Genomic DNA, 21,539 nt, shown 5'->3' on the forward strand with positions numbered 1-21,539 from the left:
TGCGTGCGGCTGTAGCTCAGTTGGATAGAGTACTTGGCTACGAACCAAGGGGTCGTGGGTTCGAATCCTGCCAGCCGCGCCACCTTAAAAGGGCTTTCCTCCGGGAAGGCCCTTTTTCTTTTCTGTCTCCCCTCTCCCGTCGCTCGCGCCCCGATTTGCGAGCGCCCGACGCGCTTCGGAAGAGCGCCGGCAAGGCCGCACCTTCGCTCCACAACGCACATGAAAACGGCGGCCATCAGCCGCCGTTGAACGATCGCCCTCGAGGGTACGCGTCAATAATCCTGCCGCTCGCGTTCGATGCGCATGCCCCCGTCGTGGCGCGCATGCGCGCCGTCGTCGGTCGAGCGCTCGCGCATGATCCGCATCACGTCCGGATTGGTTCGCACGCGCCGCATCACGTTCGCGAGATGCACGCGATCGCTGACTTGGATCACGAAACGCAGCACCGTCGATTCGTGCGTCAGATCCTCGTCCATCGCGATATGGACGATGTTCGCGTCGGCCGACGTGATGTCCGCCGCGACGCGCGCAAAGATGCCCTTCGTGTTCTTCACGAGCGCCTTCACCGCTACATCGAACAGTCGGCCCGGCTGCGGCGCCCATTCGACGTCGATCCAGCGGCCCGGATCGCGGCGATGGATGCGCTGCGCGACGCGGCAATCGGTCGTATGAATCGCCATCCCCAGGCCGATGCCGATGTAGCCCATGATCGCATCGCCCGGAATCGGCCGGCAGCATGCCGACAACTGCACGGACATCCCTTCGGTACCGGTAATGACGACCGGCGGCGCATGATGCGCCGGATGCCGCTCGGACTTCGGCAGGTCGTCGTCCGCGTCGCGGCCGCTCATCAACACCTCGATGCGCTTGGCCATCACCGCGGCAACGCGGCGGCCGAGGCCGATGTCCGCGAAAATTTCCTGACGGCTCTTGTTGCCCGTCCACTGCACGAGCTTTTCCCACACCTCCGGCGCAACGTCGGCCAGCGCGAGACCATAGCCCTTCAGGCTCTGGTCGACGAGCCGCTCGCCGAGCTGCACGGATTCGTTCAGGCGCATCGTCTTCAGGTAGTGACGAATCGCCGAGCGCGCCTTGCCGGTACGCACGAAGCCGAGCCATGCGGGGTTCGGCTTCGAGTACGGCGCGGTGATCACCTCGACGATGTCGCCGCTCTTCAGCTCGGTGCGCAGCGGCAGCAGCTCGTTGTTGATCTTCACGGCCACGCACTGGTTGCCGAGATCGCTGTGGATCGAATAGGCGAAATCGAGCGCCGTCGCGCCGCGCGGCAGCGCCATGATCTTCGATTTCGGCGTGAACACGTAGACCGCGTCGGGGAACAGGTCGATCTTCACGTGCTCGAGGAATTCGCTCGAATCGCCGGCTTCGCTCTGGATGTCGAGCAACGACTTCAGCCACTGGTGTGCGCGCTTCTGCACGTCGCTGAGATCCGCACTGCCGTTCTTGTACAGCCAGTGCGCGGCGACCCCCGCCTCGGCAATCTCGTGCATCTTGCGCGTACGCACCTGGAACTCGATCGGTGCGCCGAACGGGCCGACGAGCGTCGTGTGCAGCGACTGATAGCCGTTGATCTTCGGGATCGCGATGTAGTCCTTGAACTTGCCGGGCACCGGCTTGTACAGCGAGTGCAGCGCGCCGATGCACGTGTAGCAGTCGAGCGGGCTGTCGACGACGACGCGAAAGCCGTACACGTCGAGTACCTGCGAGAACGACAGCTGCTTGTCGCGCATCTTGCGGTAGACGCTGTAGATCGTCTTTTCGCGGCCGGTGATCTCGGCGTCGATCTTCGCGTCGGCCATCGCGCGCTGCGCGGCCTCGAGGATCTTGCTGATCACTTCGCGGCGGTTGCCGCGCGCGGCCTTCACGGCCTTCTCGAGCGTCGCGTAGCGATGCGGGTTGAAGTTCGCGAAGCTCATGTCCTGCAGCTCGCGATACGTGTTGTTCAACCCGAGCCGGTGCGCGATCGGCGCGTAGATGTCGAGCGTTTCCCGCGCGACGCGGCGGCGCTTTTCCATCGGCACCGCGCCGAGCGTGCGCATGTTGTGCAGGCGGTCGGCGAGCTTGACGAGAATGACCCGCACGTCGCGCGCCATCGCGAGCAGCATCTTGCGGAAGTTTTCCGCCTGCGCTTCCTCGCGGCTGCGAAATTCCATCTTGTCGAGCTTCGACAGGCCGTCGACCAGTTCGGCGACCTTCGGGCCGAACCGTTCGGCCAGCTCGTTCTTGGTCACGCCCTGGTCTTCCATCACGTCGTGCAGCAGCGCGGCCATCACGGCCTGCGCGTCGAGCTTCCAGCCGGCGCAGATTTCCGCGACGGCGACGGGATGGGTGATGTAGGGTTCGCCGCTCTGGCGGTATTGACCGAGGTGGGCTTCGTCGCTGAAGTGGAACGCCGCCTTGACCTCTTTGATTTCGTCCGGAGCGAGATACTCGGCAAGCGCGGCCGTCAGTTTCGCGATCGAAACGACGCCATGCTTGCGCGGCTGCTCCGGAGTGGCGGTCGGCCCGAACAGATGCCGGAAGGACTGTTCGAGGACCGCGTCGATGTACTGGCGCGCAGGCGACTGGGCCGTGGTTTCGGTGGTCGAATCCGCGGAGGCGGACGATGGGGTGGTGCTCATATTCGCCTCCAGGTCGAGTCGTTGCGCGCGTGGACTACATGGCTGGAACGGGCCGGATGCGCGTTACACCGGCACCTTCTTCAGCATCTCGACGCCGACCTGGCCGGCGGCGATCTCGCGCAGCGCGACGACGGTCGGCTTGTCGCGGCTTTCGATCTTCGGCGTATGGCCTTGCGCGAGCTGCCGCGCGCGATAGGTGGCGGCGAGCGCCAGTTCGAAGCGATTCGGGATTTGCTTCAGGCAGTCTTCGACGGTAATGCGAGCCATGGTGGTAATTCCTTCTGAATATAGTGCTTATTCTACCTTATGTCCCTCGTGCCCCGCGTCATTCCGCGTGGGGCAGATGGATGCCAAGCTCGATGAACAGCTCGGCGTGTCGCGCGTACTGCGAAGCAAAGCGCAGGCGCGTCGCCGCGACGATGCATTCGAGCTCCGCGAGCGCACGCTCGAAATTTTCGTTGATCACCACGTATTCCGCTTCCGACGCGTGCGCGATCTCGCTGCCGGCGGCCAGAAGACGCCGCGTGATCACGTTCGGCTCGTCCTGGCCGCGCTTCTTCAAACGCTCCTCGAGCGCGTCGAGCGACGGCGGCAGGATGAAGATGCCGACCGCGTTGCGGAACTGCTTCTTCACCTGCAATGCGCCCTGCCAGTCGATCTCGAGCAGCACATCGTGGCCGTTCTTCATCTGCTCTTCGATCCAGACGCGCGACGTGCCGTAGTAGTTGCCGTGCACTTCCGCGCTCTCGAGGAATTCGTGCGCCGCGTGACGCGTGCGGAAATCGTCGACGGTCGTGAAGTGGTAATGCCGGCCGTCCTGTTCGCCCGGGCGCGGCTTGCGCGTCGTGTACGAGATCGACAGGCAGATGTCGCTGTCCTTCGACAGCAGCGCATTCACGAGCGTCGACTTGCCGGCGCCCGACGGCGCGACGACCATGAACAGGTTGCCGGGATAGACGCCGCCGTGCAGCGAATGCGCGGCGTGGCCGTCGTGAGTGGATTCGATCATGTTGCGTTACTCCAGGTTTTGCACTTGCTCGCGCATCTGCTCGATCAACAGCTTGAGCGCCATCGACGCGTCGGCGAGTTCCTTCGCCGCCGCCTTCGAGCCGAGCGTGTTCGCTTCGCGATTCAGCTCCTGCATCATGAAGTCGAGACGCTTGCCGACGCGGCCGCCCTTCTCGATCACATGACGCGTTTCGTTCAGGTGCGCGGTGAGCCGCGACAGCTCTTCCGCGATGTCGATCCGGATCCCGTACATCGTCACTTCCTGACGAATGCGTTCCGCGGCTTCCTCGCGCGTCACGATCGGCGCGCTGCCTTCGGGCGCCGCGATGCCGAGCGCTTCCTGCAGCCGCTCGACGATCTTCTGCTGATGCTTCGCGATCAGCTCCGGCACGAGCGGCGTGATGCGCGCGACGATCGCTTCCATCTCTGCGACGTTCGACAGCAGCATCGTCGCCAGTTGCGCGCCTTCGCGCGAACGCACGACGACGAGTTCGCCGATCGCTTCCTTGCCGCATGCGAGCACCGCGTCGCGGATCGCGTCGGCCGACACGCCGCTTTCCGCGATCACGCCGGGCCAGCGCAGGATCTCGCCCGCGCGCAGGCGGCCGACGCCCGGGAACGAGTCGAGCACCGCGCGCTCGAGATCGGCAAGCTGGCCGAGCGCCGACTGGTTCAACGCGCCCGCGCCGATGCTCTGTTCGCCGCGCTGCAGGTTGATGCGCACGTCGACCTTGCCGCGCGACAGCTTGTTCATCAGCATTTCGCGCAGCGCGGGTTCGCACGCGCGCACGTCGTCCGGCATCCGGAAATTCAGGTCGAGGAAGCGCGAGTTCACGGTGCGCAGTTCGACCGACACGCTGGTGCCGCCGTTGCCGGTGGCCGTTGCGAGTTCGCGCGTCGCGCTCGCGTAGCCCGTCATGCTGTAGATCATGGTTCGTCTCGCCGTCTGGTTGCCCTCGCGGGCGGGGATATGTCGAGGCGCCCGGCGCATCGGACAAGCGCGGGGCGGGAAGCGCGCATTATCCCATTTTTGCTGACCACCCCGCCGGGCAAGCCCGCCGTTCGGCGCTAAAATCGGGGTTTCCTCTCCTTCCGCGATTCCCACATGACGTCCTCCCTTTCCCGCCCGAGCGGCCGCCGCGCCGACGAACTGCGCAAGGTCGCCCTCACGCGCCACTACACGAAACATGCGGAAGGCTCCGTGCTGGTCGAATTCGGCGACACCAAGGTGCTCTGCACCGCGAGCGTCGCCGAGCGCGTGCCCGAATTCCTGCGCGACCGCGGGCAAGGCTGGCTGACCGCCGAGTACGGGATGCTGCCGCGCGCGACGCACACGCGCAGCGACCGCGAAGCCGCACGCGGCAAGCAGACGGGCCGCACGCAGGAAATTCAGCGCCTGATCGGCCGCGCGCTGCGCGCGGTGTTCGATCTCGAGGCGCTCGGCCCGCGCACGATCCACATCGACTGCGACGTGATCCAGGCCGACGGCGGCACGCGCACGGCGAGCATCACCGGCGCATTCGTCGCCGCGCACGACGCCGTGTCGAAGCTGATCGCGGCCGGCAAGCTCACGCGCTCGCCGCTCACCGACCACGTCGCCGCGATCTCGGTCGGCGTGTACGAAGGCGCACCGGTGCTCGACCTCGACTACGCGGAAGATTCGCGCTGCGACACCGACATGAACGTCGTGATGACGGGCGCCGGCGGCTTCGTCGAAGTCCAGGGCACGGCCGAAGGCGTGCCGTTCTCGCGCGCCGAGATGAACGCGCTGCTCGACCTCGCGCAGGGCGGGATCGCCGAGCTCGTGCAACTGCAGAAGGACGTCCTGGGCGCCGGCCATGCCTGACGATCGCACCATCGCGCCGCTGTCGCGCATCGTTCTCGCGTCGAACAACCCCGGCAAGCTGCGCGAATTCACCGCGCTGTTCTCGACGGTCGGCATCGAGATCGTCCCGCAGGGCGACCTTGCGGTGCCCGAGGCGGCCGAGCCGTTCGGCACGTTCATCGAGAACGCGCTGACGAAGGCGCGGCACGCGTCGCGGCTCACCGGGCTGCCGGCGATCGCCGACGATTCGGGCCTGTGCGTGCGCGTACTGCGCGGCGCGCCGGGCGTCTATTCGGCGCGCTACGCGCAGCGCGCCAGCCGCGACAACGGCGACGCGGCGAACAACGCGTATCTCGTCGAGCAATTGCGCGGCGTCGACGACCGGCGCGCATACTATTGCTGCGTGCTCGCGCTCGTGCGCCATGCGGACGATCCCGAGCCGCTGTTCGCCGAGGGGCGCTGGGCCGGCGAGATCGTCGACGCGCCGCGCGGCGAGCACGGATTCGGCTACGACCCGTATTTCTACCTGCCGTCGCTTGGCGCGACGGCAGCCGAACTCGAGCCGGCCGTGAAGAACACGCACAGTCATCGCGCACTCGCGCTGAAGGCGCTGCTTGCGCGGCTCGCGGAGGAAGCATGACCGTGCCCGATACCCATCCGCTGCGGGAGGCCGCATGAGCCAGGCCGCGGAAACCGGCGCGCGCGTCGTGGCGACGTTCACGTCACCCGGACAGGTGCGGCTCACGTCGCTGCCGCCGCTCGCGCTGTACGTGCATTTTCCGTGGTGCGTGCGCAAGTGCCCGTACTGCGATTTCAACTCGCACGAGTGGAAAGGCGAACGGTTCCCGGAAACCGAGTATCTCGACGCGCTGCGTGCCGATCTCGAGCAGGCGCTGCCGCTCGTGTGGGGACGGCAGGTGCATACCGTGTTCATCGGCGGCGGCACGCCGAGCCTGCTGTCGGCGGCCGGTCTCGACCGGATGCTGTCCGACGTGCGCGCGCTGCTGCCGCTCGACGCCGACGCCGAGATCACGCTCGAGGCGAATCCGGGCACGTTCGAGGCCGCGAAGTTCGCGCAGTTCCGCGCAAGCGGCGTGAACCGGCTGTCGGTCGGTATCCAGAGCTTCAACGAGGCGCACCTGAAGGCGCTCGGCCGGATTCACGACACCGCGCAGGCGCGCGCGGCCGTCGAGATCGCCGCGAAGAACTTCGACAACTTCAACCTCGACCTGATGTTCGCGCTGCCGAACCAGACGCTCGACGAATGCCGCACGGACATCGAGACCGCGCTGTCGTTCGCGCCGCCGCATCTGTCGCTGTATCACCTGACGCTCGAGCCGAACACGCTGTTCGCGAAGTTCCCGCCGATCGTCCCCGACGACGACGCATCGGCCGACATGCAGGAATGGATCCACGCGCGCACGGCCGAGGCCGGCTACGGGCGCTACGAAGTTTCCGCTTACGCGAAGCCGAATCACCAGTGCAAGCACAACCTGAACTACTGGCGCTTCGGCGACTATCTCGGGATCGGCGCGGGCGCGCACACGAAGCTGTCGTTCCCGAACCGGATCCTGCGGCAGGCACGCTACAAGCATCCGGCAACCTTCATCGAGCAGGCGATGGCCGGCGCGGCCGTGCAGGAAGAGCGTGAAGTCGGCGCGCGCGACCTGCCGTTCGAGTTCATGCTGAACACGCTGCGGCTCGTCGAAGGCTTCCCCGTGCACAGCTTCGCCGAACGCACGGGCCTGCCGATGAGCACGATCGAGCCGGCGCTGAAGGAGGCGGAACGGCGCGGGCTGATCACGCGCGATTTCACGCAGATCGCGCCGACGCCGCTCGGCCAGCGTTTCCTCAACGACCTGCAGGAATTGTTCCTGCGCGACGATTGAAGCGATGCCGACTCCGGTCGACAGCGGCGGCATTTCGGTTACAATGCCGCCTCGCGTGGAAGCGTGGCCGAGCGGTTTAAGGCACTGGTCTTGAAAACCAGCGACGGGAAACTGTCCGTGAGTTCGAATCTCACCGCTTCCGCCAGGAAATTCGCCAAACCCCGTCCATTCGCTGAATGACGGGGTTTTTGTTTGCCCGCACGCCCCTGCCCCACGTTCCGGCGCATCGCGCCGGATGCCGTTACAATCCCGCGCTCCGATTCGCGAAACGGGAAACCTACGTCATGAAACCCTTCATCGTCTCGTCGCTCGTCGCCATGCTGGCTGCCGTCAGCACGCACGCTGCGGCCGACACCGCCTCCGGCAGCGGCGCACAGGCGTCGTGCGCAATCGCGTACGTGACCGGCGTCGGCGGCTCGCCGCGCGGCCTGAGCGAATACCTCGCGAGCCCGTCGCCCTACAACTACCTGAAGGACAACGATCTCCAGTGCAAGGTGTCGGACGACGGGCGCACGTCGAACTGCACCGGCGTGACCTACCTCCGGAACGAACAGGTCAGCGTATACGACGATTCCGATCCGGCAACGCTGACCGTCGTGGCGCGCGTGGAGCTCGACCACGGCCAGAAGTACCCGGTGATCGTCGTCGTGCAGCGAAAAGACGCGCGCTGCAAACAGTGACGCAGCCATGCGCGCGAGCGTGTCCGTCGAGGCGGAACATGCGCTCGCGGCGGCGCACAACCGAATCCGCGTAACGGCTGCTGTCGCGCCCGCCGGAAGCCTCCCGGCCCGCCCCGCGATCACCTAGAATTCGTTCAACACGGCGACACGACCGCCGCCGCGTACTCGATGCCGCACGCGCCACCCCTGCGCGCGGCACACGGAGATCGCCATGACCGAACTGTCGACACCGACGGATCACGTCGATTACGAAGGCTTCGAGATTCATGTCGTGCCGGCCGCCGCGCCCGGCAGCGACACGCGCTACACGTACACCGGCTACGTGTGCCATCCTGGCGCGAATCCCGCACTGCCCGGCCACGCGGTGCCGTTCCACGCGGACGGAGAGGAAAGCTTCGCGAGCGTCGACGAGGCGGTCCACGAAGCCGTGCACATCGGCAAGAGCATCATCGACGGCACGCACCCCGACCTGTCGGTGCTGTCGCTCGTCACGCACGGCTTCTGAAGCGGACGAACGACTTCGCATGTGATTGTGCGGACGTCGGTCGCGGTGCTGCATTCAGCGACCGCTGCGCGCAGCCGGACGATCGACGCGAGCCTGCGCGCAACTCGCGTGCCGCGCCTTTCAAGCTTTCAAACCTGCAACATGCGCGCGCGGCCGCAACGCGGGCCGGTCGGACGCGCTGCCACATGTCACGTCACATCGCGGCGCGCGGTGCGGCGTCCGGACGTCATCATCAGCGATTGCAACGTCTCGCATCGCGCGTTATGCGTTTCTCCCGATATCGGCTTGCGTGCGTACGCCTATCATTTTTTTATAGTCACTTCTGGCTATCTCCCATGCGCCCCGTTCTTACTCCGCGCGTCGACCGGCTGCGTGCTGCTACGCTGGCCGTCGTCGCCATGCTTGCCGCATGCACGATCACGCCGCCGCCGTCGCTGCACCCGGTCCTGACGATTCCGTCGATCACGCGTAGCGCGAGCCGCGCCCAGTATCGCGTCGAGATCGCGCAACGCGTTGCCGAACGCAATCCGTCCGGCGTACTGCACGGCACACCGCAGGCGATGCTCCGCTCGCTCGTCGTCGTCGCATTCACCGTCGATCGCAATGGCCGCCTCGTCAACGCCTCCGTCTATCGCAGCAACGGCGACAGCGAGGCGGAAGCGCTCGCGCTCGCGTCGCTGCGCCGCTCGGCGCCGCTGCCGGCGCCGCCGTCGCGACTGCTCGACGGCAACGGCCAGATCGAAATGATGGAAGGCTGGCTCTTTAACGACGACGGCCACTTCCAGTTGCAAAGCACTGCGTCCGCGCAGGCGCAATCGCTCGACTGACCACTCGCCGCGCCGCGATTGCCGGTGTGCGGCGGCGCTGGCTATAATTTTCCGCAATCGCGCGGCCATCACGCCGCGCGCGCGTTCGCGCGCCCCACCCGGCATGCGAGCCGACCACGCCGGCATCGGGCGGCGGCGACATACCCGTCTCCATCGTCGACCGGCGGGTGACGTTCGCGCCACGGCGCGCGTCCACGCCGCCACCGCATCATCCGCTCGGCTGCCCATCGGCAGACGTCCGCCTGCCCGAGCGCACGCACAGCCGACCGCCCCAACGACAAAACGGAGACATCCATGTCCGCATCCCCCCCGGCCGTTGCACACGCAACCGGCTCGGCCGGCGCCGTCAGCCACCGGCGCATCGTGTTCGCGAGCTTCATCGGCACCGCGATCGAGTTCTACGATTTCTACGTGTACGCGACGGCCGCCGCGCTCGTCATCGGCCCCGTATTCTTCCCGCACGGCTCCGCGACCGCGCAGGCGCTGTCCGCATTCGTCACGTTCGGCATCGCGTTCATTGCGCGCCCGATCGGCTCGTTCCTGTTCGGGCATTTCGGCGACCGCATCGGCCGCAAATCGACGCTCGTCGCGTCGCTGCTCGTGATGGGCGTGTCCACCACCGCGATCGGCTTCGTGCCCGGCTACGACGCGATCGGCACGCTCGCGCCGGTGCTGCTGTGCGTGCTGCGCTTCGGCCAGGGGATCGGCCTCGGCGGCGAATGGGGCGGCGCGGCGCTGCTCGCGACCGAGCACGCGCCGCAGGGCAAGCGCGGCTGGTTCGGGATGTTCCCGCAGCTCGGGCCCTCGGTCGGCTTCCTGATGTCGAACGGGCTGTTCTTCGCGCTCGCGCTGTCGCTGTCCGACGAGCAGTTCCGCAGCTGGGGGTGGCGCATCCCGTTCCTGGTCAGCGCGGTGCTCGTCGCGCTCGGCCTGTACGTGCGGCTCAAGATCACCGAAACGCCCGCGTTCCAGGCAGCGCTCGACCGCAACGAGCGCGTGCGCGTGCCGGTCGCGACGCTCGTCACGCAACACTGGCAGCCGACGCTGCTCGGCGCGCTCGCGATGGTCGTCTGCTATACGCTGTTCTATATCTCGACAGTGTTCTCGCTGTCGTACGGCGTGTCGGCGCTGCATATTCCGCGCCAGAGCTTCCTCGGCCTGCTGTGTTTCGCGGTCGTGTTCATGGGGCTCGCGACGCCGCTTTCCGCGTGGGCATCGGACCGTTTCGGCCGCAAGCCGGTGCTCGTCGTCGGTGCAATCGCCGCGCTGCTGTCGGGTTTCGCGATGGAACCGCTGCTCGGCAGCGGCTCGATGCCGCTCGTCGCGCTGTTCCTGACGATCGAACTGTTCCTGATGGGCGTGACGTTCGCGCCGATGGGCGCGTTGCTGCCGGAACTGTTCCCGACCAACGTCCGCTACACGGGCGCAGGCGTCGCGTACAACCTCGGCGGGATTCTCGGCGCGTCGATCGCGCCGTATATCGCGCAACTGCTGGCTGCGCGCGGCGGGCTGTCGTGGGTCGGCGGCTACGTATCGGTCGCGGCGGCGATCAGCCTGGTCGGCGTGCTGCTGATGCGCGAAACGCGCGACGCGTCGCTCGTCTGAGACTCCGGGACGGCCCGGGTTGTGCGACGACCGGCGCTACCTATACTCGATCCTGGGCGCGCCGCAGCGCGCCCCCGGGATCCCGCCCCGAAGGAGCCGCGCCATGAACATCCGCCTCGGCAATGCCGATCTCGTCCTGATCCTCGCGCTCGCGCTGGGTGGCGCGCTGCTGCTCGCGCTGCGCTTCCGGCCGAAGACATGGCGCGGCCTCGTGTTCGAGGCGCTGCTGGCGAATCTGGCGGCCATCGCCGCCGTCATCACGGTCGAGGCGCTGCTGGCCTGAACCGGCCCGCCCCGCTGCGTCAGGCGGTCAGCCGCGCGCGCAGCGCGCCATACGCGGGGTCGACCGTATCGATCGCGTCGAGCGCCTGCTCGACGGACGGGATCGTGCCCGGCTCGCCGATCGACAGTGCATTCGGTGCGCCACCGATGCCGCAATGGTGACGCGACGTCGCGACGAAAATCATCACGGCCGGCCGCTGCAGCGCGTGCGCCATATGCACGAACCCCGTATCGACCCCCACCACGAGCGCGGCCCGGCCGAGCGCCGCGCCGAGTTCGCGCACGGTCATCGCGGGCAGCACGATCGCGCCCGGCGCGCGCGCGGCGATGTCCTGCGCATCGTCATGCTCGGCAGCCGATCCCCACGGCACCAGCACGCGCACGCCACGCGCCATCATCTGCGTGGCGAGCGCGGCCCAGTGGTCGGCCGGCCATTTCTTGTCGGGATTGGACGTCGCATGGAACAGCAGCATGAACGGCGCGCCGTCGGTCACGGCGGCCGGCAGGCTCGCGTCCTGCGGCGCGACGATGCCGTACGTGGCGACGCCTTCGGGCACGTAGCCGAGCGCCTCGCCGGCGCTCACGCGCATCCCGTGCCATGCGTCGCAGTCCGGCCGCGGGCCGAAGCGATGCGAATACGCGAAGCGTGCGCCCGTTTCGCCGAGATCCTGAGTCTGGTAGCCGACGCGGCGCGCGGCGCGCGCCAGCGCCGAAATGATCGCGCTCTTGTAGACGCCGTGCAGGTCGATGACGGCGTCGTAACGGTGCGCACGCAACGCACCGATCGACGCCGAGATCGCCTTCAGGTCGCCGGCATTCCGGAGTTTCTTGAAGCGTCGCAGCGGCGCGCACAGGACGGCGCTCACGCCCGGATGCCAGCGCACGACCTCGGCGCACGATTCGTCGACGGCCCAGTCGACCGTCACGCCGGGAAAGGCGCGATGCAGGTCCGCGACGACGGGCAGGGTCTGGACGACGTCGCCGAGCGACGTCACTTTTACGATGAGGATGCGTTTCACGATATGTGGGGATTGACGACCATTTCGGCATGCTAGCGACGGTTGCCGCGCGCGAACATTACTTCAACATTACATTTGCAACAAAATGCATCAAGCTTGCGAAACGCTGTCGCCCGCGGCGTGGCTCCGGTTCCTTCTTATAATGCGGTCTTTGCCTTCCGGCCCGCGCCGATGCCACGCCCCGCCCTTCCCGCGCTGTTTCCCGCTCTCACCCGCCGCTCGCTGCGAATCTGGCGCCAGTATGGCGTTTTCTGGCTCGGCGCGATCGTCGTCGGCCTCGCGGCCGTGCTTTACGCGCGGCTGATCGACTGGGGCTACGAGACGTTCCGCACGATGCGCGATCATGCCACGTGGCTGCCGCTGCTGCTGACGCCGGCGATCGCCGCCCTGTCGGCATGGATCACGCGCCGGTTCTTCCGCGGCGCCGAGGGCAGCGGCATCCCGCAGGTGATCGCAACGCTGCATGCGCGCCCGAGTGCATTCGGCGCCCGGCTGCTGACGCTGCGCATCCTGTTCGGCAAGGTGCTGGTCTCGTTCCTGGGCATCCTGGGCGGCTTCACGATCGGCCGCGAGGGGCCGACCGTGCAGGTCGGCGCGGCGCTGATGTTCAACCTGCGGCGCTTCTATCCGCGCTCGAACGCGCAGATCGAACGCCAGCTGGTGCTGGCCGGCGCGGCAGCCGGGCTGTCGGCCGCATTCAATACGCCGCTCGCCGGAATCGTGTTCGCGATCGAGGAGCTGACCCGCAGCTTCTCCGCGCGCGCGAGCGGCGTGCTGATCACCGCGATCATCCTCGCCGGCGTCGTCGCGCTCGGCCTGAACGGCAACTACACGTATTTCGGCACGATCGATGCCGGCCTCCATTTTCCGAAGCTGCTGGCGCTCGCGGTGCTGGTCACCGCGATCGTGACGGGCATCGCGGGCGGCCTGTTCTGCTGGCTGCTGCTCAACACGGGGCGCTGGCTGCCCGCGCAACTGCTCGGCCTGTATCGCGAGCGTCCGATCGCGTTTGCCGCGCTGTGCGGCTTCGCGATCGCCGTCGTCGGCCTCGTGTCGGGCGGCACGACGTTCGGCAGCGGCTACGCCGAGGCGCGCGGCCTGCTCGACGGCCGCGAGCAGTTGTCGGTGTTCTACCCGTTCCTGAAAATGGTGTCGATGGTCGCGTCGTACCTGCCGGGCATCCCGGGCGGGATCTTCGCGCCGTCGCTGTCGATCGGCGCCGGGTTCGGCAACCTGCTGCACGTCGTGTTCGGCAACATGAGCCTGCCGATGCTGATCGCGCTCGCGATGGTCGGCTATCTTGCGGCCGTCACGCAGTCGCCGATCACGTCGTTCGTGATCGTGATGGAGATGATCAACGGCCACGCGCTCGTGATTTCGCTGATGGCCACCGCGCTGGTGTCGAGCCGCGTGTCGCGCTTTTTCGCGCCGCCGCTCTACGAAACGCTCGCCCAGCGCTATCTCGCGCCGCCCGTTGCGGCCGCGGAACCGGCCGCGGCCACCGCGGCGGGTGCCGCGACGACGACCGGCGTCACCGAGCCGCAGGATGCGACCGCCGCGCCCGCCGATCCGCTCGACACGCTGCGCGACGAAGGCAGCGACGCGCCGGCCGCCGCTGCGCCGGGCGAACACGCGGCACACGCGGCGGCGGCGCACGACGCTGGGCCGGCTGCGCCCGGCACGCACGACCCGGCGCAGCCCGGCCCGCGCGACGCTCAGTAAATCACGACGGGTGCCGGCCGGTAGTAGACGGGCCGCGCCGGCACGACGATGCACCCGGCCAGCGTGATCGCGACGAGCGCGATGGCGATTGCGGTTCTTTTCATCACGCGCCTCCGTCACGCCCAGTGGCCGCGGGTCCAGAACCAGTTCGGACCCCGCTGATCCCAGTGGCCCGGCACCCAGTGCATGCCGACGCGCTCGGCTTCCCAGTGACCTCCGATCCACTCGTAGCGCCCATGATCCCAGTGCCAGTGGCCGCGCTCCCACACATAGCCCACCCGCGCCGTCGGCAGGACCTCGTAACGCACGGGCGGCGGCGCATTCGGCGCGACGACGACGATTTCCTCGGTGCGCACGGCGACCGGCTCGGCGACGACCACGCGGCCCTGCGGCGCGATCACGGGTGCGCCGACGAGAATCTCGTCCGCATGCGCGGCAAACGGCGCGGCGACGGCTGACAGGCCCGCGGCAAACAGCGCGAGCGAAACGATACGACGGTGAACGGTAGAGACAGCCATCACAACCTCCTGGTTGAACAAGTAACGCAAAGCGTATTCGTTCAATGCGGGAGGACCGATAACGGCCGACAGACGCGTTGTTACGGCGTGCCCGAAAGTGCAACAGGGCGTAAGACGCGCACGGCGGCGGGTGCCGCCGTGCGGAGGGACAGGCAAGCGTCAGGCTTGCGGAATCTCGATCTTCACTTCAAGGACTTCGAGATCGTCCTGGCGCTCGAGGCTCACGCGGATGTCATCGTCCGAAATATGGACGTACTTCGAGATGACCGCGACGAGCTCCTTCTGCAGCGCCGGCAGGTAGTCGGCCGGCGGCCGGCCGCCGACCCGTTCGTGCGCGATGATGAGCTGCAGGCGCTCCTTCGCGACCGATGCGGACTTCTTCTTCTCGCCGAGGAGAAACGAAAGGATGGACATGGGCGGCCTCCGTTACTTGCTGCCGAAGAGGCGCTGCAGCAGGCCCGGCTTCTGGTAATCGGTGAAGCGCAGCGGCTTGTCCTCGCCGAGGAAGCGCGCGACGACGTCCTTGTACGCTTCGGCAACGTCGGTGCCGTCGATGTGCACGGCCGGCAGCCCCTGGTTCGAAGCGTGCAGCACGGCTTCCGACTCGGGCACCACGCCGATCAGCTTGATGCGCAGGATCTCGCTGATGTCCTCGAGCGACAGCATCTCGCCTTCGCTCACGCGCTTCGGGCTGTAGCGCGTGATCAGCAGGTGCTCCTTGATCGGATCCTTGCCTTCGGTCGCGCGCTTCGTCTTCGACGACAGGATGCCGAGAATGCGGTCCGAGTCGCGCACCGACGACACTTCCGGGTTCGTGACGATCAGCGCCTCGTCCGCGAAGTACATCGCGTGCAGCGCGCCGGCCTCGATGCCGGCCGGCGAATCGCAGACGATGTATTCGAAGTCCATCGCGACCAGGTCGTTCAGCACCTTCTCGACACCGTCGCGCGTCAGCGCATCCTTGTCGCGCGTCTGCGACGCCGGCAGGATGAACAGGTTCTCGCACTTCTTGTCCTTGATCAGCGCCTGGTTCAGGTTCGCTTCGCCCTGGATCACGTTCACGAGGTCGTACACCACGCGGCGCTCGCAGCCCATGATGAGATCGAGGTTGCGCAGGCCGACGTCGAAGTCGATCACGGCCGTCTTGTGGCCGCGCAGCGCGATACCGGACGCAAAGCTCGCGCTCGTCGTCGTCTTGCCCACGCCGCCCTTGCCCGAGGTCACCACGATGATTTTTGCCATTTACCCAATACCCTGTGTTCGTCAATGAGAGCCGATCGATCCGGCGCGCACCGCGTGAATTACGTCAGGCGCAGCGGTTCGATCATCAGTTTTTCCTCTTCGAGCCGGATCTGCACCGCTTTGCCCAGTACTTCGGCGGGCAACGGGTTCTCGGTTGTTCGATAGATACCCGCGATCGAAATCAGTTCCGGTTCGAGACACGTGCAGAAAATGCGCGCGTCGTGATTGCCGTGCACGCCCGCGAGTGCGCGGCCGCGCAACGGCGCGTAGATGTGGATATTGCCTTCCGCGATGATCTCCGCGCCGTGACTGACCGGCGCGAGCACCACGAGGTCTCCTTTCGCGTAAATCTGCTGCCCCGAACGCAACGGCCGGTCGATCACGAGCGTCTGGCCGCCCGTCTGGTTCGACGCCGGCGCCGGCTCGGACGCCTGCTCGGGCGCCGCCGCGGCGGCTGCAGCGACGACGGCCTCGGCGACCGGCGACGCTTCCGAGCCCTCGGCCGGCTTCGCGGCCGGCGCACGGCGATCGCGCGCCTCGAGCAACGGCAGGCCGGCTTCCCCCGCCCAGCCCTGCGTTGCCGATGCGACCACGCCCACCGGACGCATCCGCACGTCGTTCAGCATCTGGCGGATATCGGCCAGCGCGACGCGCTCGCCGTCCGCCAGGCGGCGGACGTCGATCGCGACGACATCGTCGGCAAAAAACTCGGGAGTCGCTTCGAAGCGCTTGACCAGTTCGGCACGCAACGCGTCGAGATCGGTCGTCTTCACGGTGAACAGCAACGTATCGACCGATCCGCTGCGCAGCTCGAAGAATGGCGATTTTTTAAGCGACATGGACACTCTGCAAAAATTTTTTGCGTATTTTACAGGCGTCCACGCGCGCGGCCATTATTTTTGGGACACCGGGTTGCGATGGCCCGGGCGGGCGCGCAACCGGCAGATGGGCAGGCAGGCGGGCGACCAGACCTTCATCGCGCCGCGCGGGCGTCACGTCAGTGCTTCACTTGCGACACGAACAGCGATTTCATCGCGCCGGGCATCCGCGCGATCGGCGCGTGTTCGCCGGTGTTGCCGAAACCTGCGCGCTCGTAGAAACGGATCGCGTTGCGGTTCGCATCGGCGATCCATGCATAGACCTCCCGGGCGCCGCGCTCGGCGAGCCACGCGGTGGCCGTTTCCAGCAGCAGCACGCCGCCGCGCAGGTGACGCACCGCGTGCGCGACCCACAGCTCGCTGACGAACGCACGCCGGTCGGGCGTGTTGTCGAAATACGCGCCGATCATGCCGGCCGGATGGCCTTCGGTGTACAGCAGGAAAGTCGTCGACTCGTCGGACACGGCACGCTGCGCGGCAATCGCCGACGCTGCGTCCGTTTCGACGTTCAGCAATTCGGCCTCCGGCGCTTCGCCGGGTGCGTAGGGCTCACGCAGCGACGCGGCGCGGAGTTCGCGATACACGCCGCCCTGGTCGGCAACGATACGACGAACGGTCAAGGTCGAACTCATGCAGGCACAGCCCCCTTCGGACAGCAAGCTAGTAGCTTCAACCGAAAGCGGGGCATGAGTCAAATCGTTATTTTCAAACGGCGGCGCGAATCGAAAGGCGACAGGCGTCGCCGCTGGCGGCGTGTACCAACCGGTGTGCAGATGCAGCATCGGCGTATCGACGCGTGTCGATGGACGGCAGCCGCGGCCTCTTCGTTCGACGCCTCGCTTCGTTCGCCTTGCGATACGCGGCAGACGCGTTTCGGGCGCTTTGCATCTCGTCCCGGAGGCCGTAATGATCCGTAACATATGTAGCCGAAACGGGTGCCCCGCCGATATCAGCCCCATTTTGCCTATTGCACCGCAACATTCGTTGCGAGCTCGCGGGGCGATACCCGCGCGCGCCACACCGCGCCAATCATCTGACAAACAAGCGGATCACGCGGGCTGATCCGGCCTCCCCGGCATGTTTCAATCGGCGCGTGCCGGCCCTTCCAGACATGCGTCGCACGCGCCCCTTCGTTTGGAGCCTCGCGCCTAGCGCCGGGGTTTGGAAAGCGTGTGCGCGGGTCGTATAACAGGCAGAACCGGACGACGATCCGGCGCCACCGCGCGTGTCGCGGGCCAACGAGGATTCGAACAACCGTGCATGCGGCCGCCCACCGGGCCGGCCGACTGGAGGGAGACAATGGCAATGACCGACGGATCGGCTTCGGGCTGGTCGGATGGCAAGCGATATCTGTGGCTGCTCGGCGCGCTGACGATCACGCTGCCGATCCTCTCCGCCCAGCTCGCGCTTTCGACGGGCCTTCACGTGTTCTGGTGGTTCGGCCCGCTGTTCGCGTTCGGCGTGATCCCGATCCTCGACACGCTGATCGGCGACGATCGCGACAATCCGCCCGAAGCCGTCGTGCCGCATCTCGAACGGGAGCGTTATTACCGGTTCATCGTCTATCTCGCGACGCTCGTCGAGTACGTCGCATTCTTCATGTGCGTATGGATCGTCGGCACGCACACGCTCGCGTGGTACGACTACGTCGGCTTCGCGCTGTCGCTCGGCGCCGCGACGGGCATCTCGATCAATACCGCGCACGAACTCGGGCACAAGACGAACCGCTTCGAACGCTGGCTCGCGAAGATCACGCTCGCGCCGGTCGCATACGGCCACTTCCATGTCGAGCACAACCGCGGCCACCATGTGCGCGTCGCGACGGCCGAGGATCCGGCGAGCGCGCGCTACGGCGAATCGTTCTGGGCGTTCCTGCCGCGCACCGTGACCGGCAGCATCCGCTCGGCATGGCGGCTCGAAAAGGCTCGCCTCGAGCGGCTCGGGCATTCGCCGTGGACCTGGCGCAACGAGGTGCTGCACGCGTGGGCGATGACCGTCGTCGTGTGGGGCATTGCGATCGCGATGGCCGGCAAAGTGGTGATCCCGTTCCTCGTGATCCAGGCCGTCTACGGCGCGTCGCTGCTCGAAGTCGTGAACTACGTCGAGCACTACGGGCTCGGCCGCCGCAGGCTGCCGAGCGGCCGCTACGAGCGCTGCACGCCGCAGCATTCGTGGAACAGCAATCACGTCGTCACCAACCTGTTCCTGTACCAGTTGCAGCGGCACGCCGACCATCACGCGAATCCGACGCGTTCGTACCAGGCGCTGCGCCACTTCGACGATTCGCCGCAACTGCCGGCCGGCTACGCGACGATGATCCTGTTCGCTTACGTGCCGCCGCTCTGGTATCGGGTGATGAATCCGCGCGTCGTCGCGCACTACGGCGGCGACATGGCGCAATCGAACATCAAGCCGTCGATTCGCGCCCGGGTGCTCGCGCAGTATCCAGCCGCGGCATGATTGCGGATGACGGGCCGGCGGGAATCGGCGCACGCCGTCGCGCGCCGCTGAAAGCCGCCGCCGCACCGGCATCCGGTTCAGTTTGAGCCGGGCGCGACGGCGACGCCGTCACGCCATTTCCGGCAACCTGAACACGGCCACCGCGTGCCGCAGCGCACTCGCCTGCTCGGCCAGCGCCTGCGTCGCGGCCGTGGCCTGCTCGACGAGCGCCGCGTTGCGCTGTGTCGCTTCGTCCATCTGCGTGACCGCGACGTTCACCTGTTGGATGCCGCCGCTCTGCTCCTGCGACGCGGACGAGATCTCGCCGACGATCGTCGTGACGCGCTGCACCGCGCCGACGATCTCGTGAATCGACTCTCCCGCGCGGCCGATCAGCACGGCACCCTCGTCGACCCGCTGCGTCGATTGCTCGATGAGCCCCTTGATCTCCTTCGCGGCCGACGCGCTGCGCTGCGCGAGCGTGCGCACCTCCGCCGCGACGACCGCGAAGCCACGACCCTGCTCGCCCGCGCGTGCCGCCTCGACGGCCGCGTTCAGCGCGAGGATGTTGGTCTGAAACGCGATGCCGTCGATTACCGCGATGATTTCGCCGACCTTTGCCGCGCTGTCGGCGATGCCGTTCATCGTGCGGACGGCGTCCGTCATCACGCCGCCGCCCGCGGACGCGATATTCGATGCGTCGCGCGCAAGCTGCGCCGCATGCTGCGCGTGTTCGGCCGACTGGCGCACGATGCCGGTCAGTTCGGTCATGCTGGCCGCCGTCTCCTCGAGCGACGCGGCCTGCGATTCGGTACGCGACGACAGATCGTGATTGCCCGAAGCGATCTGCGCGCTCGCCGTCGCGACGGCTTCGGCATGCGTCCGCACCTCGAGCACGACGCCCGACAGGCTCGTCTGCATCGCCTGCAGCGCACGCAGCAGATCGGCGATCTCGTCGCGGCCGGTTGCATCGACGTCGCGCGTCAGGTCGCCGCCGGCGACGGCCTGCGCACACGCCACCGCACGATCGAGCGGACGCAGGATCGCACGGCTGAACAGGAACGCGCCGACCATCGCGACGCCGAGCACGACCAGCATCAGCGCGAGGCTCGCGGTAGTCGCGCGCTGCGCGTCCCGGCTCGCCTGCGCCGACACGGCGGCGCTCTCGTCGGCGATCGACTTCGCGGCCCGCTCCAGCAGCGCAGCCGGTTCGCGGTCGACGCCCGTGACGGCGGCATCGCCGGCCGATGGCTCGAAGCCGGCCGCCTTGAACGCGTCGAAGCCGCGCCGGTAGCCGTCGCCCATCGCCGTGTGCGCACGCATGAACTGCTCGACGAGCGAGCGGCTGTCGCCGGGCGGCAACTGACGGACGAGCTGCGCTGCGAGCGAATCGACCGTATGCTCGCGCGTCTGGAATGCCTGCCAGTACCGGTCGAGCTTGTCGGGCTGCTTGCCGCGCAGCAGCGTGTCCTTCCATTCCTGCACCTGCAGCTTGAACTGCACGAGCGTAGCCGATACGAGCCGTTCGTCGCCGACGTTCGTCTGCACGTCTTCGGCGAACGTATTGATCGATCGGTTGAGGATGTGGATGCCGTACAGCGCACCACCGAACATCAGCAACAGCGCAACGGCGAATGCGAGGGGAATCTTGTAGCTCAGCTTCATGGGACCTTCAATCGACGGGGGACGATGCGGCTCGGCACGGGCGCCGGCCGCCGCACCGTGTTAACGGCGCGGGACGCGAAGGCTTAAAACTGAGGAAAGCGGCAAGGACCGGCAGCGCAGCGCTGACCGATCAGGTCGGATGTGTCGCATGCTGCCCGTCTGTCGCGGCAGTTCGAAACGAGGACAACGGTAAGCAGCGCGCATGCAGACAACGCGATGAATTCGGCGAGATCGTCATGCCGCCGCGTGCTCGCAAGGACGAACGGTACGGCGATCAGTTGCACGATGCTGCTGCGATAGGCGAACTCGAGCACAAGGTGCAGCTCGGCGTGCGTGCTCACCAGCGATACAGGTCGGGCCAGTGAAAGCCGGGCAATGCGTCGAACCGGACGAAATCGCCCACGATCGACGGCTGTGCTGGCGCGACGCATAGGGTGGTCGTCGAGTGCCACGACAGCCCGGCTGAAGGCGGCAAGCGCGGCGATGCACAGGCCGATTCGCGCAATCGCCACGATCGTGCGCGCAGTTCGTCGCCATCGCATCGGCACGTCCGACGTGCCGATGGCCAAACCGTTGCCACTGCAACGGCAATCGACACATCGCGCCGCAGACCCAAAACGAAAAACCCCTTGATCCTTTCGGATCAAGGGGTTTCGTATTCTGGCGGAGAGGGTGGGATTCGAACCCACGGTACGGGGAAACCGTACGCCTGATTTCGAGTCAGGTACATTCGACCACTCTGCCACCTCTCCGTTTTACTGCACTTCCCGGTTGGTCATGTCCGGGAAAGAAAAGA

At 67.0% G+C, this 21,539-nt stretch carries 22 protein-coding genes and 3 tRNA genes; 12 read left to right on the forward strand and 13 right to left on the reverse strand.

All coding sequences use genetic code 11. The annotated features are described in order from the left end of the window. The first annotated feature begins 5 nt into the window (after positions 1-5). Positions 6-82 (forward strand) — tRNA-Arg (locus tag BT264_RS02085). Between the two features lie 190 nt (positions 83-272). Here the strand turns inward: BT264_RS02085 and BT264_RS02090 are convergent. The 4 genes from BT264_RS02090 to BT264_RS02105 all read right to left on the reverse strand — a co-directional run bounded on the left by BT264_RS02090 (position 273) and on the right by BT264_RS02105 (position 4,578). Then, positions 273-2,639, reverse strand: a complete 2,367-nt coding sequence (locus BT264_RS02090; RefSeq protein WP_072436095.1) for a RelA/SpoT family protein — start codon at positions 2,637-2,639, stop codon at positions 273-275. 63 nt (positions 2,640-2,702) lie between these two features. Next, positions 2,703-2,906, reverse strand: a complete 204-nt coding sequence (rpoZ, locus tag BT264_RS02095) for a DNA-directed RNA polymerase subunit omega (protein WP_006025620.1) — start codon at positions 2,904-2,906, stop codon at positions 2,703-2,705. A gap of 58 nt (positions 2,907-2,964) precedes the next feature. Beyond that, on the reverse strand, positions 2,965-3,648 hold the full coding sequence (gene gmk, locus BT264_RS02100) for a guanylate kinase (RefSeq protein ID WP_072436096.1): 684 nt from the start codon (positions 3,646-3,648) through the stop codon (positions 2,965-2,967). Positions 3,649-3,654: 6 nt separating this feature from the next. After that, positions 3,655-4,578 carry a YicC/YloC family endoribonuclease gene (locus BT264_RS02105; protein WP_034182984.1) on the reverse strand — a complete coding sequence of 308 codons (924 nt, stop codon included), beginning with the start codon at positions 4,576-4,578 and terminating at the stop codon, positions 3,655-3,657. Positions 4,579-4,752: 174 nt separating this feature from the next. On the opposite strand from BT264_RS02105, the gene rph reads away from it, so the two are divergent. From rph to BT264_RS02150, 9 genes are all read left to right on the forward strand, one after another. Then, on the forward strand, positions 4,753-5,493 hold the full coding sequence (rph, locus tag BT264_RS02110) for a ribonuclease PH (protein ID WP_072436097.1): 741 nt from the start codon (positions 4,753-4,755) through the stop codon (positions 5,491-5,493). Further along, positions 5,486-6,112, forward strand: a complete 627-nt coding sequence (gene rdgB / locus BT264_RS02115) for an RdgB/HAM1 family non-canonical purine NTP pyrophosphatase (protein WP_072436098.1) — start codon at positions 5,486-5,488, stop codon at positions 6,110-6,112. The genes rph and rdgB overlap by 8 nt, the downstream gene beginning before the upstream one ends. A 34-nt stretch (positions 6,113-6,146) precedes the next feature. Then, positions 6,147-7,361 (forward strand): radical SAM family heme chaperone HemW, encoded by a 1,215-nt coding sequence (gene hemW, locus BT264_RS02120; protein WP_072436099.1) that lies wholly within the window; start codon positions 6,147-6,149, stop codon positions 7,359-7,361. A 57-nt stretch (positions 7,362-7,418) separates the two neighbouring features. Beyond that, positions 7,419-7,506: transfer RNA gene (locus BT264_RS02125), tRNA-Ser, on the forward strand. A gap of 139 nt (positions 7,507-7,645) precedes the next feature. Beyond that, complete coding sequence (locus BT264_RS02130) at positions 7,646-8,041, forward strand: hypothetical protein (protein ID WP_034182980.1); 396 nt, start codon at positions 7,646-7,648, stop codon at positions 8,039-8,041. 211 nt (positions 8,042-8,252) lie between these two features. Then, on the forward strand, positions 8,253-8,546 hold the full coding sequence (locus BT264_RS02135; protein ID WP_072436100.1) for a hypothetical protein: 294 nt from the start codon (positions 8,253-8,255) through the stop codon (positions 8,544-8,546). Positions 8,547-8,881: 335 nt separating this feature from the next. Beyond that, on the forward strand, positions 8,882-9,373 hold the full coding sequence (locus tag BT264_RS02140) for a TonB family protein (RefSeq protein ID WP_177318329.1): 492 nt from the start codon (positions 8,882-8,884) through the stop codon (positions 9,371-9,373). A gap of 294 nt (positions 9,374-9,667) precedes the next feature. Further along, positions 9,668-10,978 carry an MFS transporter gene (locus BT264_RS02145; protein WP_072436102.1) on the forward strand — a complete coding sequence of 437 codons (1,311 nt, stop codon included), beginning with the start codon at positions 9,668-9,670 and terminating at the stop codon, positions 10,976-10,978. Between the two features lie 103 nt (positions 10,979-11,081). Next, on the forward strand, positions 11,082-11,261 hold the full coding sequence (locus BT264_RS02150; RefSeq protein ID WP_034182977.1) for a hypothetical protein: 180 nt from the start codon (positions 11,082-11,084) through the stop codon (positions 11,259-11,261). Positions 11,262-11,280: 19 nt separating this feature from the next. Here BT264_RS02150 and waaC read toward each other — a convergent pair whose 3' ends face one another. Further along, entirely contained in the window at positions 11,281-12,279 is a 999-nt protein-coding gene (gene waaC, locus BT264_RS02155) for a lipopolysaccharide heptosyltransferase I (protein ID WP_072436103.1), read from the reverse strand. 171 nt (positions 12,280-12,450) lie between these two features. Here waaC and BT264_RS02160 point away from each other — a divergent pair, with 171 nt between their 5' ends. Then, positions 12,451-14,001, forward strand: a complete 1,551-nt coding sequence (locus tag BT264_RS02160; protein WP_072436104.1) for a chloride channel protein — start codon at positions 12,451-12,453, stop codon at positions 13,999-14,001. Between the two features lie 116 nt (positions 14,002-14,117). Here BT264_RS02160 and BT264_RS02165 read toward each other — a convergent pair whose 3' ends face one another. From BT264_RS02165 to BT264_RS02185, 5 genes are all read right to left on the reverse strand, one after another. After that, positions 14,118-14,519, reverse strand: a complete 402-nt coding sequence (locus BT264_RS02165; RefSeq protein ID WP_072436105.1) for a YXWGXW repeat-containing protein — start codon at positions 14,517-14,519, stop codon at positions 14,118-14,120. 159 nt (positions 14,520-14,678) lie between these two features. Further along, positions 14,679-14,933, reverse strand: a complete 255-nt coding sequence (gene minE, locus BT264_RS02170) for a cell division topological specificity factor MinE (RefSeq protein ID WP_006476634.1) — start codon at positions 14,931-14,933, stop codon at positions 14,679-14,681. Positions 14,934-14,945: 12 nt separating this feature from the next. Further along, a complete protein-coding gene (gene minD / locus BT264_RS02175) occupies positions 14,946-15,761 on the reverse strand; it encodes a septum site-determining protein MinD (protein WP_034182973.1) in 816 nt (271 codons plus the stop codon). 59 nt (positions 15,762-15,820) lie between these two features. Further along, positions 15,821-16,600 (reverse strand): septum site-determining protein MinC, encoded by a 780-nt coding sequence (gene minC, locus BT264_RS02180; protein ID WP_072436106.1) that lies wholly within the window; start codon positions 16,598-16,600, stop codon positions 15,821-15,823. A 158-nt stretch (positions 16,601-16,758) separates the two neighbouring features. Further along, positions 16,759-17,421 (reverse strand): GNAT family N-acetyltransferase, encoded by a 663-nt coding sequence (locus BT264_RS02185; RefSeq protein WP_239483370.1) that lies wholly within the window; start codon positions 17,419-17,421, stop codon positions 16,759-16,761. Positions 17,422-17,938: 517 nt separating this feature from the next. On the opposite strand from BT264_RS02185, the gene BT264_RS02190 reads away from it, so the two are divergent. Continuing rightward, on the forward strand, positions 17,939-19,099 hold the full coding sequence (locus BT264_RS02190; protein ID WP_072436107.1) for an alkane 1-monooxygenase: 1,161 nt from the start codon (positions 17,939-17,941) through the stop codon (positions 19,097-19,099). Between the two features lie 108 nt (positions 19,100-19,207). On the opposite strand, the gene BT264_RS02195 is transcribed toward BT264_RS02190, so the two are convergent. From BT264_RS02195 to BT264_RS02205, 3 genes are all read right to left on the reverse strand, one after another. Then, a complete protein-coding gene (locus tag BT264_RS02195) occupies positions 19,208-20,743 on the reverse strand; it encodes a methyl-accepting chemotaxis protein (RefSeq protein ID WP_072436108.1) in 1,536 nt (511 codons plus the stop codon). Positions 20,744-20,826: 83 nt separating this feature from the next. Further along, positions 20,827-21,390, reverse strand: coding sequence for a hypothetical protein (locus BT264_RS37810; protein ID WP_218173330.1), 564 nt, complete (start codon positions 21,388-21,390; stop codon positions 20,827-20,829). A gap of 14 nt (positions 21,391-21,404) precedes the next feature. Beyond that, positions 21,405-21,495, reverse strand: a tRNA-Ser gene (locus BT264_RS02205). Between the last annotated feature and the right edge of the window lie 44 nt (positions 21,496-21,539).

Source organism: Burkholderia sp. NFPP32, assembly GCF_900119325.1.
Classification (GTDB): Bacteria; Pseudomonadota; Gammaproteobacteria; order Burkholderiales; family Burkholderiaceae; genus Burkholderia; species Burkholderia pyrrocinia_C.